The organism is Arthrobacter sp. SO3 (assembly GCF_020532825.1).
Taxonomy (GTDB): Bacteria; Actinomycetota; Actinomycetes; order Actinomycetales; family Micrococcaceae; genus Arthrobacter.
On the sequence record NZ_MQTS01000040.1, the window covers coordinates 26808 to 43301 of the forward strand.

The 16494-nt window shown below is 60.8% G+C and carries 12 protein-coding genes; 8 read left to right on the forward strand and 4 right to left on the reverse strand.

The features are described 5' to 3' along the window. The first annotated feature begins 6 nt into the window (after positions 1–6). Together BJQ90_RS04685 and BJQ90_RS04690 are read left to right on the forward strand one after the other, a co-directional pair. Entirely contained in the window at positions 7–960 is a 954-nt protein-coding gene (locus tag BJQ90_RS04685) for an abortive infection family protein (protein WP_226759144.1), read from the forward strand. A gap of 126 nt (positions 961–1086) precedes the next feature. After that, a complete protein-coding gene (locus BJQ90_RS04690) occupies positions 1087–1704 on the forward strand; it encodes a hypothetical protein (RefSeq protein WP_226759145.1) in 618 nt (205 codons plus the stop codon). 939 nt (positions 1705–2643) lie between these two features. Here BJQ90_RS04690 and BJQ90_RS04695 read toward each other — a convergent pair. Then, complete coding sequence (locus BJQ90_RS04695; protein WP_226759146.1) at positions 2644–2955, reverse strand: hypothetical protein; 312 nt, start codon at positions 2953–2955, stop codon at positions 2644–2646. Between the two features lie 250 nt (positions 2956–3205). Here BJQ90_RS04695 and mobC point away from each other — a divergent pair, with 250 nt between their 5' ends. Genes mobC through BJQ90_RS04715 form a run of 4 tightly spaced genes read left to right on the forward strand, consistent with a single transcriptional unit; the run spans position 3206 to position 6264 of the window. Then, entirely contained in the window at positions 3206–3598 is a 393-nt protein-coding gene (gene mobC, locus BJQ90_RS04700; RefSeq protein WP_226759147.1) for a plasmid mobilization relaxosome protein MobC, read from the forward strand. Further along, on the forward strand, positions 3598–5157 hold the full coding sequence (locus BJQ90_RS04705) for a relaxase/mobilization nuclease domain-containing protein (protein WP_226759148.1): 1560 nt from the start codon (positions 3598–3600) through the stop codon (positions 5155–5157). The genes mobC and BJQ90_RS04705 overlap by 1 nt, the downstream gene beginning before the upstream one ends. Positions 5158–5175: 18 nt before the next feature. Further along, positions 5176–5964: a hypothetical protein gene (locus BJQ90_RS04710; RefSeq protein WP_226759149.1), complete on the forward strand. Its 789-nt coding sequence runs from the start codon at positions 5176–5178 to the stop codon at positions 5962–5964. Between the two features lie 33 nt (positions 5965–5997). After that, positions 5998–6264 (forward strand): hypothetical protein, encoded by a 267-nt coding sequence (locus BJQ90_RS04715; protein WP_226759150.1) that lies wholly within the window; start codon positions 5998–6000, stop codon positions 6262–6264. 143 nt (positions 6265–6407) lie between these two features. Here BJQ90_RS04715 and BJQ90_RS04720 read toward each other — a convergent pair whose 3' ends face one another. Further along, positions 6408–7253: a hypothetical protein gene (locus BJQ90_RS04720; RefSeq protein WP_226759151.1), complete on the reverse strand. Its 846-nt coding sequence runs from the start codon at positions 7251–7253 to the stop codon at positions 6408–6410. Positions 7254–7513: 260 nt separating this feature from the next. Here BJQ90_RS04720 and BJQ90_RS04725 point away from each other — a divergent pair, with 260 nt between their 5' ends. Together BJQ90_RS04725 and BJQ90_RS04730 are read left to right on the forward strand one after the other, a co-directional pair. Then, positions 7514–12301 carry a DEAD/DEAH box helicase gene (locus tag BJQ90_RS04725; protein ID WP_226759152.1) on the forward strand — a complete coding sequence of 1596 codons (4788 nt, stop codon included), beginning with the start codon at positions 7514–7516 and terminating at the stop codon, positions 12299–12301. 5 nt (positions 12302–12306) lie between these two features. Then, positions 12307–14004, forward strand: coding sequence for a DUF262 domain-containing protein (locus BJQ90_RS04730; RefSeq protein ID WP_226759153.1), 1698 nt, complete (start codon positions 12307–12309; stop codon positions 14002–14004). 208 nt (positions 14005–14212) lie between these two features. Here BJQ90_RS04730 and BJQ90_RS04735 read toward each other — a convergent pair whose 3' ends face one another. Together BJQ90_RS04735 and BJQ90_RS04740 are read right to left on the reverse strand one after the other, a co-directional pair. Next, entirely contained in the window at positions 14213–14638 is a 426-nt protein-coding gene (locus BJQ90_RS04735) for a DUF4913 domain-containing protein (protein ID WP_226759154.1), read from the reverse strand. Further along, positions 14631–16400: a type IV secretory system conjugative DNA transfer family protein gene (locus BJQ90_RS04740; RefSeq protein WP_226759155.1), complete on the reverse strand. Its 1770-nt coding sequence runs from the start codon at positions 16398–16400 to the stop codon at positions 14631–14633. Before BJQ90_RS04740 ends, BJQ90_RS04735 begins: the two co-directional genes overlap by 8 nt. Positions 16401–16494 lie beyond the last annotated feature (94 nt).

Below are 16494 nucleotides of genomic sequence, written 5' to 3' on the forward strand. Positions count from 1 at the left end.
GGAGCAGTGTCAGGTCAGATCACGGAAGTCACTAGACGCCACATAATCGACGCCTTCCCTTTGCAGCGCATTGGCTGGTCAGGAAGGCTTTCTGAGCCCGAGTTCTTGGCGCGGATTTACAACCTGAGTGAACTTCCAAGCAATGATCGCCGTTACGACAATGCTTATGAGGACATTCAGCAGCACCGGGTCCGGAACCCTAACGACTGGGAAGACGACTACGTCTTCACGGATGGCCGGTTCAATATCTTGTGGGGAACCGACGAGAACTTCCTTCGCTTCCTGGAGATGACCGTCCACCCTCTAGTCCGTAGCGCTGAGGCCGCTGCACAGGTCTTGGACGTCTACAACACGGCTCTCCGCCCTGATGGCTACCATCTTGTGCAGGAGGGGGATATCAGCGGCCAGCCTGTATTCAAGGCTCGGCTCGTCCAAGGCTCCTTCCACGGCGACATGCCAAAGGCGATTGCGACGCAACCGCTGCTGACGGATGACGGTGTCCTTCATGAGCATCTCCGGCGAATCAACGACAGCCTGACACGAGATCCGGCCAACGCGATCGCTTCGTCGAAGGAGCTGCTGGAAAGCTTGTTTAAGTTGATTCTTAACCAGGAGAACGTGGAGTTTGCCCGGTCAGACGAGCTCCCAGCGCTTTACAAGAAGGTTGGCGAAGCCTTGAACGTCAATGCCGAGAGCGTCCCAGCCAGCGCACGGGGAAGCCAAACTATTCAGAAGCTGCTGCGCACCCTCGCGACCACGGTGCAGTCCATTGCTGAGTTGCGGAACGAGATCGGCACGGGTCACGGACGTACAGTTCCCAGTATCGCAACGGAGGTGCACGCAAGGCTGGCCCTGAATGGCACCGTGGCAGTAGCGGAGTTCCTCCTGGGCACCTTGCACCAGCGACGTACGAACACGCTGAGAGAGACAGCGGGGCGGCAAAGGACGGGCAGTCCATAAACGCGTTGTGAATTGCCCTGGCACCCGTGGGGAGAGACTGCCGGCGCACCTGGGTTTCTTGGCGAGGCTGCTGTCCGTCAGCTTGGGTTCATATTTGTGCCTCGGCACACGAAGGAGACGAGAACAATGACGGAGTCCGCAGAGCCATTCGGCGGTCGTTCCCCAGAAGAGTATGAACAGCGGCTGATGGCAAAGCTGCAGCCCGCGGCCATTCGTTCGACACTGTCGTTCGCCGGGCTCTACCAAATGACTCACGAGATGCTCAAGCACGCCATTCTGGAGAAAGTACGCAACTTCTACTGCATAGGCTTCGACCAGAGCGGGTTTACTTTCGACGAGCGCGAATATCAGGGTCACGTCATTGACGCGGCACGTACTGAAGGGTGGATCAAGAACAACAACCAAAAGTTCGATGCCTCCGCCGCGTGGCTTGTCCGTATGGACGCCATCACGGCTGAGCAGGCCAAACGCCTCCAAGACATTTACAACCACCGCCATGAACTGACTCATGATCTGATGAGCTTCATCGTTGACCCCGATCGAGACCTCGACACGCAGATGTTCATCGACGCCGTTACGATCCTCCATGACGTCCACCGCTTCTGGGTAAGCGTTGAGAGGGATATTGGGATGTTCGAGCACCTGGGCGATGTCTCACTGGACGACGTCACCCCGGCGTCCCTGGCGCTGCTCCAGCAGTGCATCAACGCCTACATCGAGGATCCCCAGAACCAGAAGGCATAGGGCCGTGGGACCTTCAATTTCGTGGGCGACGAGAACCCTTGGAAGCATCCAAAAGGTTGGTTCAGAGAATATCTACGCAATCGCCAGAACTTGGATCTGTTCCTTGCACTTGCATTAGGACGAAGGAACCCAGCCATCAGCGCGATACTACGCCGCAACGCCGCCAGCCTCGCCCTGGAACCGCCATTTCAAGCTGCGCTTTAACCGCCAAATGGAGTTAACAGTCACAGCGGGGGAGTGGTGGTCTGGTTGGTGTCCCGGAACCAAGGAAATAAGACGCGCCCCGTTGTACTCGCAGCCAGCGTAGTCTCACAGGCATGGAAGCTAAGTCCTTGGAACAAGAGCCGGTCGGCTGGTGCCACGGCTGCGGCACCATGCAGCTCAAATCTGAGATGCCAACTGATTATGTGGAATGGAAAGATGACGTGGTTCCCGTGTGCCTGGATTGCGGCGCGGAGCTTTGGTCTACGGGAGTCTGGGATAAAGGGACGCATGACCCTTCCTGCTCCTGGCATGCCGCAGCACGTCAGCGGGTGGTCGATTGGACACCTGCCTTTAGCTGCACCTGCTAGGAGACCATCTACGGCCCGGACCCCGCCATCACAAGGGGCCTCTCTTGTGAACTCATGCAGTCTTGCCCGCATCCCGATACAGGCCGTCCTGTCTGTTCCTGGCGCGCGGTCCAGGGTGGGCCGGCGGCCCATCACGCAGTGACGCGAAGCGCCCTTGACGGTGCACCAGGAACAGCGAAAATGTGAGGCCGGGATGTGGCAGACCCAAGGGAGGCTGTGCACATCCGCTGGTTGCGTTGGTGACGTTCGCGCCCGTGGCGACCTGGCGGTTGTGTGCAGCTGGTCAGGTGGTCCCTGTCGTCCATCATGGGTGCAGGAAAAGCCCGGAGGATTTAGCTTTTGCTGTGCACATGTGGGCGAGAGGCAACTAGTAGTGATCCGTGGATTCTGCGGCCGGCGGCTGCTCGGCAGCCGCCGGCCGACGCGTTGCGCGCTTGCGGACACGGAGCTTCTTTTCGGGTTCCGGGAGGCCCGAGGCGCGTAGTTCGTCAGCGGTCCAGCCCGCGCTCAGTGCTGCCTGGTAGTGGCGTGCGTCTTCGTCTTCTGCGTTGCTTAGCGTGTCCCGGGCGTTCGCCACGGACTGGCGGGATTTCACCAGTGCTCGCACCGAGTCCATGCGGTTGTTGAGCCGCTGTTGCAGCTCCCGTTCGATCTTCTCTGCATCAATGTGAGTAGCCATAGCGGCCAGTCTAGTAGAGCGGGTTTTCAGGCCTGTCGGGGCTGCTAAAGAGAAAGAGCACAGCGAAGCAGTCCACTTACCATCCACGAAGGCTGATTTTCCATAGTGCCAGTTTCAGACGGAGCAAGCTATACACTTATGTGCCATAAGTTGGCTTGATCCTCGACTTCGTGTCGAGGATGCGTCACACTACAGGTGTGATCCCGGAGATTCCGGGGCGCTGCGCTGGGCATGGAGAGGCGGTACGGCAATGGCTGAGGAACAGAGTTCCAGCCGTCGTTTGAACCGTCGTCGCCGTGCGAACATTGACGGTCTGACCCAGTACGTGCGCGTGTCCATGTCGGAGCAGGAGCGGACCCGCCTTTACGTTCTGGAAGAACGGACGGGACGCAGCCCCTCAGAGATCCTGGTCAGCGCCGCCCTTTATGCGCAGTCCTCCGATTCATTGGCGGAGCGGCGCGCCCTGGCTACCGAGTTCATGGCAGCCCGCCGCTACCTGGCCGCGCTGTCCAACAACGTGAACCAGATTGCCAAGCATGCCAACGCCACTGACGAGTTCCCGGAGGAAGCCCGTGTGGCCCTGGGCCGTGTGCGTGCGATTGCCGAGCGCATGAACGGAATCGTTGACGGGTTGGCCGGCTGATGATTCCGAACATCACCAAGGGTGACCGCATGTCGGGTTTGTTGGTGTATCTGGCAGGTCCGGGCCGCGCCAACGAACACACCGAGCCGCACCTGGTGGCAGGTTCGGCGCCGATCATGGCGTGGCACAATGACGACGAGCTGGGCCGTGATGCCGCCCTGTCGATCGCGCACCAACTGGACCAGGCAAAGAACGTTCTTGGTGTCGAGGTCACAGGCGGCCATGTGTGGCATTGCTCTTTGAGCCTGCGGGCCGAGGAAGGCGACCTTACCGACCAGAAGTGGGCAGAGATCGCCAACGACTTCATGGACGAGATGGGATTCGCGGAGGCCAGCGGCAAGGCCCCGGTTTCGTGGGTGGCTATCCGCCACGGCCACAGCAAGGCCGGCAATGACCACATACACATTGCAGCTTCCATGGTGCGTGAAGACGGCACCAAATGGAGCAGCCACCTCGACTTCAAGAGGGCGCAGGAAAGTGCACGCTCGTTGGAGAAGAAGCACGGGCTGGAGGAGCTGTCACCGGTCTACGCCATGCGCGGTTTGCGACCGGGCGAACGCGAGGCCGCCGAGCGCCGGGGCGCACCGGAGCCGGAACGCCGTTCACTGGCCCGCAAGGTCCGTGCCTGTGCCACTTCGGCACAGGATGAGGCGGCGTTTGTGCGCCGGTTCCGCCGCACCGGGGCCATGATCAAACCGCGCTATGCGGCAGGCCGGGACGATGTGGTGGTGGGCTACTCCGTCGCCGAACGACCGGCCAAGGGCGTGCGCCCTGTCTGGTACGGTGGCGGCCACCTTGCCAAGGACCTGACCCTGCCCCGGCTGCGCGGCGAGTGGAACGACAGCCCGCAGCTGGCCACGGATGCCGTGGCCGAATGGGGCGCTGCCGCACGCGGACGCCGCCCCGTCAATGTCGGCAAGGAAGCGAACGAACCAGACCCGCAGATGTGGGAGCGGTACAGCGACGAGATTGCACAGTTACGCGAGAACCTGCGCAACGTCCCGCTGGACGATCACGACACCTGGGCGCAGGTGGCGCGTCAGACGTCGGGTGCGTTCGCGGCGTGGTCCACGGCCACAGAATCGACGCCAGGGCCACTGGCCGCAGCCGCCGATGAGCTGTCCAAGACTGCGCAGCTGCGCCGCTACCCGGTGCGGCCCATCAAGAGCGTCGGGCCGTCCGCCCGGGGCGCGTCCATGGTTCTCATGGCGGCCACCATGGGAGGGACGGGAACAGCCGCCCAGGCAATCATGCTGCGCCAGCTGTTGAACGTTGCCAAGGCCGTCCATGACATGCACATGGCATCCAACGACCTACGCCGTGCAGGGCAGATCAGTGACCTGGTGCGCAAGCAGCTCAGCCAGGTTGCCGCCTCCCTGTCGAGCGTCCCCGGACCTGTGCAGATGGTGGATGCCGAGGCGGCCGAAGCTGTACGCAGGAGCGCCGCAGGGCAGGCTCCGGAACGCGCCGCCGGTTCCGTTGTGCCGCCCACGTACGAACAGGCACGCACGCACGCAACCACCCTTGGCGGAACCGTCCGCCCGGACATCGGGAGATAGCAACCAGGAGGGAAGACCATGAGCGAATCAGACGGCATCGAGGAAGCTATCGAAGGGATGTCCCGTGTCGGGCTGACCGTAGCCGGCCGACTCGGAGAGCAGCTGGCCCGGGCACACGAAACGGCCCTACGTCGCGCCCAGGCGGCCGAGGAACAGCAGGGCCAGGAACTGCAAGCGAGGTTCGACGCTGAGCGTGCAGGAGCGCGTGCACAGCTCGCCCCGGCCATGGACAACCGATGGTGGGACACGGCCGGCGGCCGCGACATTGAGCGCGTCCACGAAACGGCAACCGCGTGGAAGGACCACGACCCGACGGCACGCAACGCGGCCGACACCATCCGGGACCAGGTGCAGAGCCGGTATGGGCTGGACGTGAACAACTTGGGAGCTGATGAATCGTCCGTGGCGGCCGCCCTGGCCAAAGCCGAACGTGACCGGGAACAGGTAGGCCAGGAACGCGGCACCGGGCGGGAAGAGACGGCGCAGGCAGCGCAGCTGCTGGCTGAGGCCGACCGCGAAGACCGGGACCGCCAGCAGGCCACGGCGGAAGAGAACGAACGCCCCGAGGCACTGCGCGAAGAGGCCGGCCTCAAATACGACTCGGCCGAGCGGCGCGAGGGACTGGCAGCCAGCCTTGACGGCGTTGCAGACCGGGAAGCCGTAGAGGCACGATTGAGTGCAGACCAGGACCAGGGAACGCCACCGAGTGCGGCCGTTGCCAAGGCCTTGGGCAACGCTCCGAAGGCGCGCAAGACGCGCGGAGCCACCGGGCCAGCCAAGATCCTGCAAAAGGGCATGAGCCGCTAGCCTGAGGGTCCAGTAACCACACGGAGGTATGACATGCAGGATCAGTCAAAAGTCATCGAGCAACTCTCGGCCATTGAAGGTCTCTCCGAGGTCTCTCACGTTACGCACTTCAGTGCGTACGTGGGCACGGACGAAGTGGATATCAAGGTTTTCGATCGCGGCTTCGCTGATCCCTACCGATACACGGTTTTCGCCAGCACGGTTGATGCCGAGCCACGAAGGACAGCGACCGGAAACGGGGCCGATGATCTGGATACGGCAATTGCTACAACCCACTGGGGTCAGCTCACGAAGAAGTAGTACCCAAGGCGCACGGAAGGGGCCGACACCAAATGGTCCCTAAAGCCGGACTCACTCACAGATTTCCTAATTCTTTAGCTGAGGGAAAACGGGGACGGTCGGCACCAGGGTGCCGGCCTGCCCTATTTCAGGGTTCGGCGGGTTCAGGCCTGATCAGGAGATATCCGCCGCAGTATGTTGGCTAGCTGAATTACGCCGTCCGCAGCGATACCGGCGTCCCTTCTAGAACCCGATCCGCGGTGTTTTACGGCCTGGGCGAACTCGATAGAAGCCCGGACAAGCTTCCGCAGCTCGGCACTAGATGCTCCATCCAGTTCCACTTCCACATAGCGTTCAATCCGCATCTTTGTGTTGCCGATCGGAGGTTCGGTTTCCCCGTCCCTGAGGTGCCGCTCCCGGTTGTAAACCGTCGCGCTCAGGCATTCAAGGACGATGACACAGTCATTTCCCACGTTGCGGAAGTCTTGCTCGGAGCGGGCATCGCCAAAATGACGGCGCAATTCAGCTAGTTCTTCATCGATCCTGGGCCACCCGGTCGTTCGCCGTGGAGACACTGGATTGCTGAGCGTTGATTCGATAGCGGACAGCTCAAGTTCTACTAAGCGTTCGTGAATGTTGTCGAATAGCTCGTTTAGGAGGTCACGCCGTGCCTGGTAGCTGTTGCTTGCGCCGGATCTGATCCAAAACTGGCGAAACGTCCGGAAGTCTCTGAACGGTGGGTTGAACTCGATTCGCAGTCTCTTAAGCACTTGGCGCAGGGCGAGCAATGCCCGAGCGGAATCGTCTTCCTCCATGTGCTCGTCGGCATGGGGATTGCCGCCAGTTCCGAATGATTCAAACTCGTCATGAACGAGCCGAGCCAGCGCCACAGCGGCGTCAACATCCTTGACGCCGTTCAGCGAACCGGTCAGCACTTGTTCGATCATGTCTCGGTTCAGGACCCGAAATCCCTCCAGTGGGTTGTCGATCCAATAATCATTCGCTCGCATTGAATCAGGTTACTTCCCGCCGGTGAACCCTCACTGGCATAGCCAAAACGATTCCTTTGTGGGATCCAAGCGTCCATGGGTATGACTCCTCCGGCGGCCGTCCACCATGTCCGGCGCCGGTGGCCGGCGTAGAAGATCATATGATCAGAGGCACCGGTTTAGTCCGGTTCCGCATGCTTCTCTTCTCCGGGGGTCTTTCTTTGGCAACGACGTTCGATGTTCTGCTTGATTCGTACCGTGAGCTTGCGGATTCGGAGCGGATGAAGGGCAACTACTTCGAGCAGCTTGTCGGCCGGTATCTGGAGAACGACGGCGTCCAGGCGCCGCAGTACAAAAACGTGTGGCTGTGGAGGGACTGGCCCGGACGCGACGGCAAGAAGGACAACGGCATCGACCTGGTGGCCGAGCGCCAGGACGGCGGTTTCACGGCCATCCAGTGCAAGTTCTACGCGGAGGGGCACCGTATCCAGAAGCAGGACATTGATTCGTTCATTTCCGCGTCCGGAAAGCAGACCTTCACGCACCGGCTCATCGTGGACACGACCGGCCGGGACTGGTCCCCGAACGCGGAGGAGATGCTGGACAACCAGCACCTGCCGATCCAGCGCATCGGCCTCACGGATTTCCGGAACTCCAACATTGACTGGGCTACTTACGAACTCACGGACCCGTCCCAGGCACCGCGGCTGCATGAGAAGAAACAGCTGCGCACCCACCAGCACGAGGCCGTCAACGCCGCACTGACAGGCTTCGAAACCAACCACCGGGGCAAGCTCATCATGGCCTGCGGCACCGGCAAGACCTTCACGGCCCTGAAGATCGCCGAACGGGTCGCGGAACAGGAAGGCCATGCCCGGATCCTGTTCCTGGTCCCATCCCTGGCGCTGATGTCCCAGTCGCTGAAGGAATGGTCGGATGAGACCACGATGACCATGCACGCCTACGCCGTCTGCTCCGACACCAAGGTCGGCCGGCAGAAAAACTCCGATTTCACGGACGTGGCCATCCATGACCTGCAGATTCCGGCCACCACGGACGGGGCCACCCTGCTGGAAGCGATGGGGACCCGGGAGCTGGACGAGGGCATGACGGTGGTGTTTTCGACCTACCAGTCCATCGACGCTGTGTCCCAGGCCCAGAAGGCCGGCCTGCCGGACTTCGACCTGATCATCTGCGACGAGGCGCACCGCACGACCGGCGCCACCCTGGCCGGCACGGAGGAGTCCCACTTCGTTAGGGTCCACCGCAACGACGTCGTCGTCGGTGCCAAGCGCCTGTACATGACAGCGACGCCGCGCCTGTTCAACGACGACACCAAGAACAAGGCGCTGGAGCGTGATGCGATCCTTTGTTCCATGGATGACGAGACCATGTACGGGCCGGTCTTCTACCGGATCGGTTTCGGAGAAGCCGTCACCAAGAAGCTCCTGACCGACTACAAAGTCCTGGTCCTGGGCGTGGACGAAACCCAGGTCGTCTCCAGCTTCCAGGACCAGCTGGCGGATTCGGACATGGAACTGCAGATCGACGACGTCGCCAAACTCATCGGTTGCTGGAACGGCCTGGCCAAACGCCGCTCCGGCACCCACGAAGTATCCTTCGGGAACGATCTGGCCCCGATGCGGAGGGCGGTGGCGTTCAACCGGGACATCAAATCCTCCAAGCTTGTCGAGTCGGAATTCCCTGAGCTGGTCCGGGTCCACCTGACCAACCTGGACAACGATGACCCCACAGATGACCTGAAAGTCGAGGTCAAGCACGTGGACGGCGGCTTCAACGCCATCACACGGGCAGAACGCCTCGACTGGCTCAAAGAAGACGTCGACGGCGACCAGCCCAGCTGCCGGATACTCACCAACGCCCGCTGCCTCACCGAAGGCGTGGACGTCCCGTCCCTGGATGCCGTCCTCTTCCTGAACCCGCGCAATTCCATGGTCGACGTCATCCAGGCCGTCGGCCGTGTCATGCGCATCGCCAAGGGCAAACAATTCGGCTACATCATCCTGCCCATCGCCATCCCGGAGGGCATGTCCACGTCCGAGGCGCTGCGGGACAACACCCGCTACAAGGTCGTCTGGCAGGTCCTGCAAGCGTTGCGTGCCCACGATGAGCGCATGGACGCCGCGATCAACCAGATCGAACTCAATGCCAAGGCGCCCGAATCCATCCTGGTGGACACCGTGGACCTGTCCACGAAGAAGAAGGCCCGTACGAACGTGGGCGGGAACGCCGGCGGGGGAGAGCCCGGGTCGGGTGATGGCGACGGCGACCAGCCGGATCCGGGCTTTGTGCAGCCGGCCCTGCAGTTCCCGGCCGAAGAGTGGAAGGACTCCGTCTACGCCAAGATCGTGGACAAGTGCGGCAACAGGATGTATTGGGAAGACTGGTCCAAGGACATCGCGGCCATCGCGAACAAGCACATCGCGCTCATCAACAACCTCCTGGCCGGGGCGAATCCGGAGCACCGTGCGGCGTTCGATGACTTCATCCAGGGCCTGCAGGAGAACCTGAATCCGGAGATTGACCAGGCCCAGGCCGTGGAGATGCTCGCGCAGCACCTGGTCACCAAACCTGTCTTTGACGCCATGTTCGCGGATTCGAACTTCACAGAACATAACCCTGTGTCGCTGGCGATGCAGAACATCCTGAATCAGCTGGATGAGAACTCCGCGTTCGAGAAGGAACGCGCCGGGCTGGAGAAGTTCTATGATTCCGTCCGGGCCCGGGTGAAGTCCATCGACAACGCCGAGGCTAAACAGAAGATCATCCTGGAGCTGTACGACAACTTCTTCCGCAACGCCTTCCCACGAGTTGCCGACCGTCTTGGCATCGTCTTTACCCCCGTCCCCGTAGTGGACTACATCCTTCGCTCAGCGGACGCCGCCCTTCGCCTGGAGTTCGGCAAGTCACTCTCGGATGAAGGTGTGTCCATCCTGGAACCCTTCGTTGGAACAGGCACGTTCGTCACCCGTCTGCTGCAATCGGGCCTGATCAAGCCAGAGGACCTGCACCGTAAGTACACCCATGAGCTATTCGCCAACGAAATCGTCCTCCTCAGCTATTACATTGCTGCGATAAACATCGAAACCGTCTTTGCCGAGGTATCCAAGAACCAAAACCTCGACCACGGCTATGTCCCCTTTGATGGCATCGCTCTGACAGACACGTTCCAGCTCAACGAGTCTGATGATCAAATCGAATCAAGCGAGTTCTTTCCAGAGAACTCCGAACGGGTCAAGCGGCAGAAGAACCAGGAGATCCGGGTCATCGTCATGAACCCGCCCTACTCGGTCGGCCAAACCAGTGCTAATGACGACAATATGAATCAGAACTATCCACGACTGGACGCCTCGCTGGCTGCAACTTACGTTGCTGCTTCTACTGCCTCATCGACCAAAGGCCTCTACGACTCATACATTCGGGGGATCCGCTGGGCTTCTGACCGTATCAAGACTGATGGCGTCATCGCCTTCGTTTCCAACGGCAGCTTCATCGATGGACAGTCGATGGATGGAATTAGGAAGACGTTCGCACGTGAGTTCAGCCGTATCTTCATATACAACCTGCGCGGCAATCAGCGGACTGCGGGCGAGATCTCTCGTAAAGAGGGAGGAAAGATCTTTGGCAGCGGCGCCAGGACCCCAATCGCAATAGCGATTCTTATAAAAAACTCATCGCATACTGGACCCGCTGATATTCAGTATCGAGACATCGGTGACTACCTTACTCGCGAACAAAAGCTCGACATCCTTGAGATAGAGCAGTCGCTCGAGGGTACGGAGTGGCAGGGGATCCAGCCCAGCGAGCAAGGGGACTGGATAAACCTGCGCGATGTGGATTTTGAGACATACCAACCCATGGGCGTCAAGAAGGGCCAGCTGGGAACGCCGCTATTTGAGCATTTCAGTTTGGGCGTGGCCACGGGACGCGACGCCTGGGTTTCAGGTTTCTCCCGGGAGGTAGTCGCAGGGAAAGTGCAGCAACTCGTCAGCGCCTACGCGTTAGAGCTGGAGCGATACCAAGGAGACAGCAGGTATAGACCGGACCTGGATCCAACGCGGATAGCTTGGAACGCCAACATGCAGGCAGACTTGAAGCGCGGACGCCTATACGAGTTCGACGAATCGAACATTCGGGTGTTTAGCTACCGGCCGTACACAAAATGCTCCCTCTACTTCCACGAATCTCTGATAGCGCGACGCTACCAACTTCCTAGGATGTTTCCTCGCTCTACTTCCAGCAACCTGGTGATTTCATGCAGTACTGACTACAGAAAAGACTGGTCTGCCCTCATCACTGACGCAGTCCCCGATCTTACGTTCACTGCCAGTTCACAGAATTTTGCCTTATATACCTACGAACCAGTCGGGGGACGCCAAGGAGACTTGTTCTCTGACAGCGACGTCGTTGTCATCGATGGCTACCGGCGCAAGGACAACATCACTGATTCCACCTTGGCGGCCTATCGCACCCTCTACGAGGATGGGCGAATCACTAAGGAAGACATTTTTTACTACGTCTACGGCTTGCTGCACAGCCCGACCTACAAAGAGCAGTACAAAGCCGACCTCATGAAAATGCTGCCACGCATTCCGAAAGTTAAAGACTTCTGGGGTTTTAGCTCATCCGGACGGAAACTCGCTGAGCTGCACCTCGGCTATGAGACCGCCGAGCCATATCCGCTCGAGGAGATCTGCAAGGGATCGGCCCAGGGTGAGGATTATGAGTTCTACCGCATCACCAAGTTGTCATTCGGAGCCCGCAAGGACCGCTCCCGGATCATCTACAACGCCAGAATTACGCTTGCAGGCGTTCCTGACGAGGCTTTCGATTACCAAGTCAACGGTAAGTCAGCGCTGGAGTGGATCGTAGACCGGTATCAAGTAACTACCCACAAGGATTCGCAGATCATCAATGACCCTAATGATTACTGCCGCGAAGTCGAAAATCCGCGCTACATCCTGGACCTCATCAAGCGCATCGTCACAGTGTCGGTGGAGAACAATAAGATCGTCGCAAACCTGCCCGCCCTAGAGATCGCTGAGTAGCAGCCATGGTTGATAAGACAGTCAAGAGCAAGATCCATGCTGCTGAACAGCCCCTGAACCAGATATTCAGTCCCCAGTTCGAGTTCTCGATTCCCGATTATCAACGGCCTTACGCGTGGGGCGGCGAGCAGACCAGCCAGTTGCTGTCCGACATCATGGAGGCCCAGCAGCGCAACCCTGAAGAGCCTTATTTCCTGGGGTCTCTCGTCTTGGTCAAGGAGGAGGGTAACCCCCGGGCAGATGTCATTGATGGTCAGCAACGGCTCACGACGCTGTCGATTCTTCTCGCTGTGCTTCGAGAGCTAAGCGAAAACCCTCAAGTCCGCTCCGAGATGCACGAGTACATTGTGGAACCGGGGCGGATCACGTCGGGCATTGCGAGTAACCCCCGGCTTCATCTGCGCGCCCGCGATCGTGAGTTCTTCACCCGGTACATCCAGGATCAGGGCAAGCTCCAAGAGCTCTTCGGCTTATCGGACGTCCAGCTCAAAACAGACGCTCAAGCGGCCATCCGTGACAACGCGAAGCTCCTCCGTGATCAGCTGGTGACGCTGAGCGAGGAACAGCGCATGGCGCTCATCATGATGCTTACACTGCGGACATTTCTGGTGATGGTTTCGACCGAAGATCTGGACAGCGCACACCGGATCTTCAGCGTCATGAACGCCCGGGGCCTTGATCTGTCGGCCGCGGATATTTTCAAGGCTGAACTCATCGGACGGGTTCCCGAGCACATGCGCGGTGGCTATGCGGACAAATGGGAAGTGGCAGAGGTGGAGCTCGGTCGGGATGGCTTCGCCGACCTGTTCCAGCACATAAGGATGATCGTGACGAAAGTGCGCGGGCGCCAGGAGATCCTCAAGGAATTCCGCGAACAGGTCCTGGACCCTTACCTAAAAAAGGGTACGGCCGCATCGTTCATCGATGACGTCCTCCTGCCGTACGCCGAAGCGTACGGCACCGTGATCGACAGAAGCTATCAGTCCTCCGGATCGGCCGACCGGATCAACAAGTGGCTGGTCCGGTTCGGCCAGTTGGACAACCAGGACTGGGTTCCTCCGGTCCTTTGGGCCCTCAAGAATCACGGAAATGATGAGCAGTGGTTGGATACGTTTCTGCAGAAGCTGGAGCGGCTGGCGGCCAGTATGCTCATTCGACGGGAATACCAGACGCCACGTGCCCAGCGCTACGCAAATCTCTTGAAGGATCTGGATGCAGGGCTCGGTCTGGAGGCTCCGAGCCTGGATCTCGAGCCCTTTGAGCGTCGCGAAACGTTGCTCAGTCTGGACGGACCGATCTACGAGGCAAAGAGGGTCGTCAAATACGTGCTCCTCCGCTTGGACGAGACGCTAACAGGCAACTCGGGTGTGACATACGATCATCCGATCATCACTGTTGAACACGTTTTGCCGCAGAATCCACACGCGTCATCCGAGTGGAGGGGCACATTCACCGATGAGGATCGCCTGGAATGGACGCATCGGCTGGCGAACCTTGTGTTGCTGAATCGACGTAAGAACGCCGAGGCGTCCAACCGCGAGTTCGACCACAAGAAATCCCGGTACTTCTCGGGGCCTAACGGTTCGGCCCCGTTCACCTTGACGATTCAAGTCAACGGAACGTCCCAGTGGACTCCGGACATTCTGGAGGCCCGTCAGCAGAAGTTGATGGACAAGCTTGCGAGCCTTTGGTCCCTTTCGTAGGGAACATTGGAACGGAAACCATCGGTAGCGTGGCTATGTCGGTCTCCTCTGACACCGGATGTCGGTGGGATCCAACACCACTTGATGGCCTGTCGGGGCTGAAACGTCGGTTTGGCCTTCTTCCGCTTACGCAGAACTTCGGCTACATCGCTGAGCGACCGCCGGTCAGGCCGCACCCGGAGAACCAGCCACTTGATCAGCGTGTGCATCAGAACAACCCTGCGGGCGGTTTTTCGCACGGTAGCGGCGGCAGCTTGGCCTTGTGCCCGTCGTCGGGGCTGCAGCCCTTGAATGGGCCGTCTGCGGACAGCAGGACGGACATGTGGTGGTCTGCGTGGTCACGCCACCACACACTCATGCCGGTGGCCCCTTCCAGGCGCAAGAACTCCCAGGCACGCCAGAGAGCTTCCAGCCGGCTGATCGCTTCGGAGTGTTTCCACCACTGCGGGCACCAGGTGATCCCGCCGCCGGGGTTGATGTACCGGCGATACGTGGGGGCCAGCTTCTCCCCCACGAACTCAGCCACGTTGGCATAGAACAGTTCGGGGGCGTCCTCTTCGGTTTTCGCCGGCTCGGCGACGTCCGTAGCTGCACCGTCCAGCTCGTCGTCCCACTCCCCCAGGCTGTCACTCATCGGAGGCTCCCGCAGCAACCCAGCGATTGCCGGCAGCGGCCGGCGGCCGGTTTGCCGGATCATGGGCAGCAATGGAGGCCCTGACCGCTTCGGCGTGCGGGCCGCTCATCCAGGGCACCGTTTCCAGCAGCGCTGCAGGGGCACCGGAAGCGAACATGATTGCGCGGCCGCGAGGGAACGCGGCGAGGTCCGAGACGTCCAGAGTGCGTTCCTTGCGGTCGTCGTCGTGGCTGTAAGACGTGCCCTGTTTAGAACGGCTCTTGGTCATGTTGGAGTACCGGTACTCCCCCACCAGCTGCGCGAGCTCGTTCAGGAACTCCGCTTCGGCGACACCGCCGCCGTACACCTTTATATTGGCCGCCGACCAGAGCTTGCGCATCCCTTCGCGTCCCCAGACCTCCACGCCCTGCGACCAGGATTGAAGGATGGTCATCAGGACGATGCCACGGGAACCGTAGTGGCTGTAGAGGTTGGGCAGTTCGCGCCAGCGGCAGACGTTGGCGGCCTCGTCCAGGACACCGATCATGGGCGTGGCCAGGCGCCCGCCAGGGGAATGGACGGCCAGTTCTTCGGCCGCTTCCACCGTGGCCACCGTCAGGGCCGTCACCAGCGGGCCGGCGGTTCCCTTGCCCTCCTTGGACAGGCTGTACAGCGTGCCCTTGGACCGCACGAACTCGGCCGGATCAAACTGCGGCCGCGTGTCCGTCTCACCCTGCGGAGTGACCCACTGGGCCACCTGGCGGTTGGTCAGGCACGAGGCCATTTGCAGCGCCGTGCCGTAGACACCGCCGCGCTGCTTATCGGGAGCGTTCACGACGCCGGCCACGGCGTTGGACGTTTGGGCGAACCCGTGGGTTTTGAGAATGTCCACGGCCTCATCGTCCGTCGGCCGCGTCAACCAGGTATGCACCTGCGTGATGGGCCGGCCGTCGAGGGCCGCAGCCAGCAGCAGGCCAGCGAGAAGATCCTGCCCGGCTGGATCGAAATAGGCATCCGTCTTTGCGTCGGGACCGCGAGAGCCGGCGGCAAAGTGGTCCGCGAGCCGTGCGGCCCGCACCTCGTCCGTCACGTAACTCAACGGATTCCACCACCAGGCCGGTTCCTCCAAGGCCACAGACTGCGGATCGAAGACCCACACTGGCCCGTTCGCGGCCCGGACGTCGCGTGTACCGTCCACAATGTCGCGCTTGTTGGAGGTGACCAGGGCAGCGCCCGGAGCGGCGAGGATCGCCGGGATCGCCCTCGAGGTGGTCTTGCCCGTTCGCGGTCCCCAAATGTCGATGTGCATGTCTTCCCACGACCCAAAGACCAGCTGACGGCCCAGGACCGTTTTACCGACCGGAACACCAGGTGAGCCTTTCACGCCCAGGCGTTCGGCGGTGGCCGTCGCGCCTCGCAGGCTCAGCGCCCGCAAGTCCCGGCCTTTGGCCATGTGCTGGGCAGCGACGTCCACGCGGGACCGCTTGGAACGGCGGCGCAGCACCGAACGCAGCACCAGCACTGCCAGAGCCAGAACGACAACGCCCATACCGATCAGCACCCATGTGGCGGCCGCCGGCCAGAGCACTGTGCCTTTGAAGAGGCCGACGACGAGGGCGAACGGATTGCCCGGGAGCTGCTGGCCGTCACCGGCCAGCAGCGACCCCAGATGCACGGCCCCGGTGACGGAGCCGACGCCGAGCACCACGGCGGTGATGATCACCCAGAGAATGATCGTTTCGCCGCCCAGCTGGGAACGCTTGTTGCTACTCGGTGCACCCATTATTCTTCCCCCTCTATCTCTATTCGCTCAGGTTCGTTGGCCTGTTCTGCGGTGGGGATTCGCGTTTGAGCAGGTGATGTCGGTTCGGAGCCCC

Coding starts and splice junctions, on each gene's coding strand:
- BJQ90_RS04690 (WP_226759145.1), top strand. CDS start 1,087: ATGACGGAGTCCGCAGAGCCATTCGGCGGTCGTTCCCCAGAAGAGTAT.
- BJQ90_RS04715 (WP_226759150.1), top strand. CDS start 5,998: ATGCAGGATCAGTCAAAAGTCATCGAGCAACTCTCGGCCATTGAAGGT.
- BJQ90_RS04725 (WP_226759152.1), top strand. CDS start 7,514: ATGAAGGGCAACTACTTCGAGCAGCTTGTCGGCCGGTATCTGGAGAAC.
- BJQ90_RS04720 (WP_226759151.1), bottom strand. CDS start 7,253: ATGCGAGCGAATGATTATTGGATCGACAACCCACTGGAGGGATTTCGG.
- BJQ90_RS04705 (WP_226759148.1), top strand. CDS start 3,598: ATGATTCCGAACATCACCAAGGGTGACCGCATGTCGGGTTTGTTGGTG.
- mobC (WP_226759147.1), top strand. CDS start 3,206: ATGGCTGAGGAACAGAGTTCCAGCCGTCGTTTGAACCGTCGTCGCCGT.
- BJQ90_RS04740 (WP_226759155.1), bottom strand. CDS start 16,400: ATGGGTGCACCGAGTAGCAACAAGCGTTCCCAGCTGGGCGGCGAAACG.
- BJQ90_RS04695 (WP_226759146.1), bottom strand. CDS start 2,955: ATGGCTACTCACATTGATGCAGAGAAGATCGAACGGGAGCTGCAACAG.
- BJQ90_RS04710 (WP_226759149.1), top strand. CDS start 5,176: ATGAGCGAATCAGACGGCATCGAGGAAGCTATCGAAGGGATGTCCCGT.
- BJQ90_RS04735 (WP_226759154.1), bottom strand. CDS start 14,638: ATGAGTGACAGCCTGGGGGAGTGGGACGACGAGCTGGACGGTGCAGCT.
- BJQ90_RS04730 (WP_226759153.1), top strand. CDS start 12,307: ATGGTTGATAAGACAGTCAAGAGCAAGATCCATGCTGCTGAACAGCCC.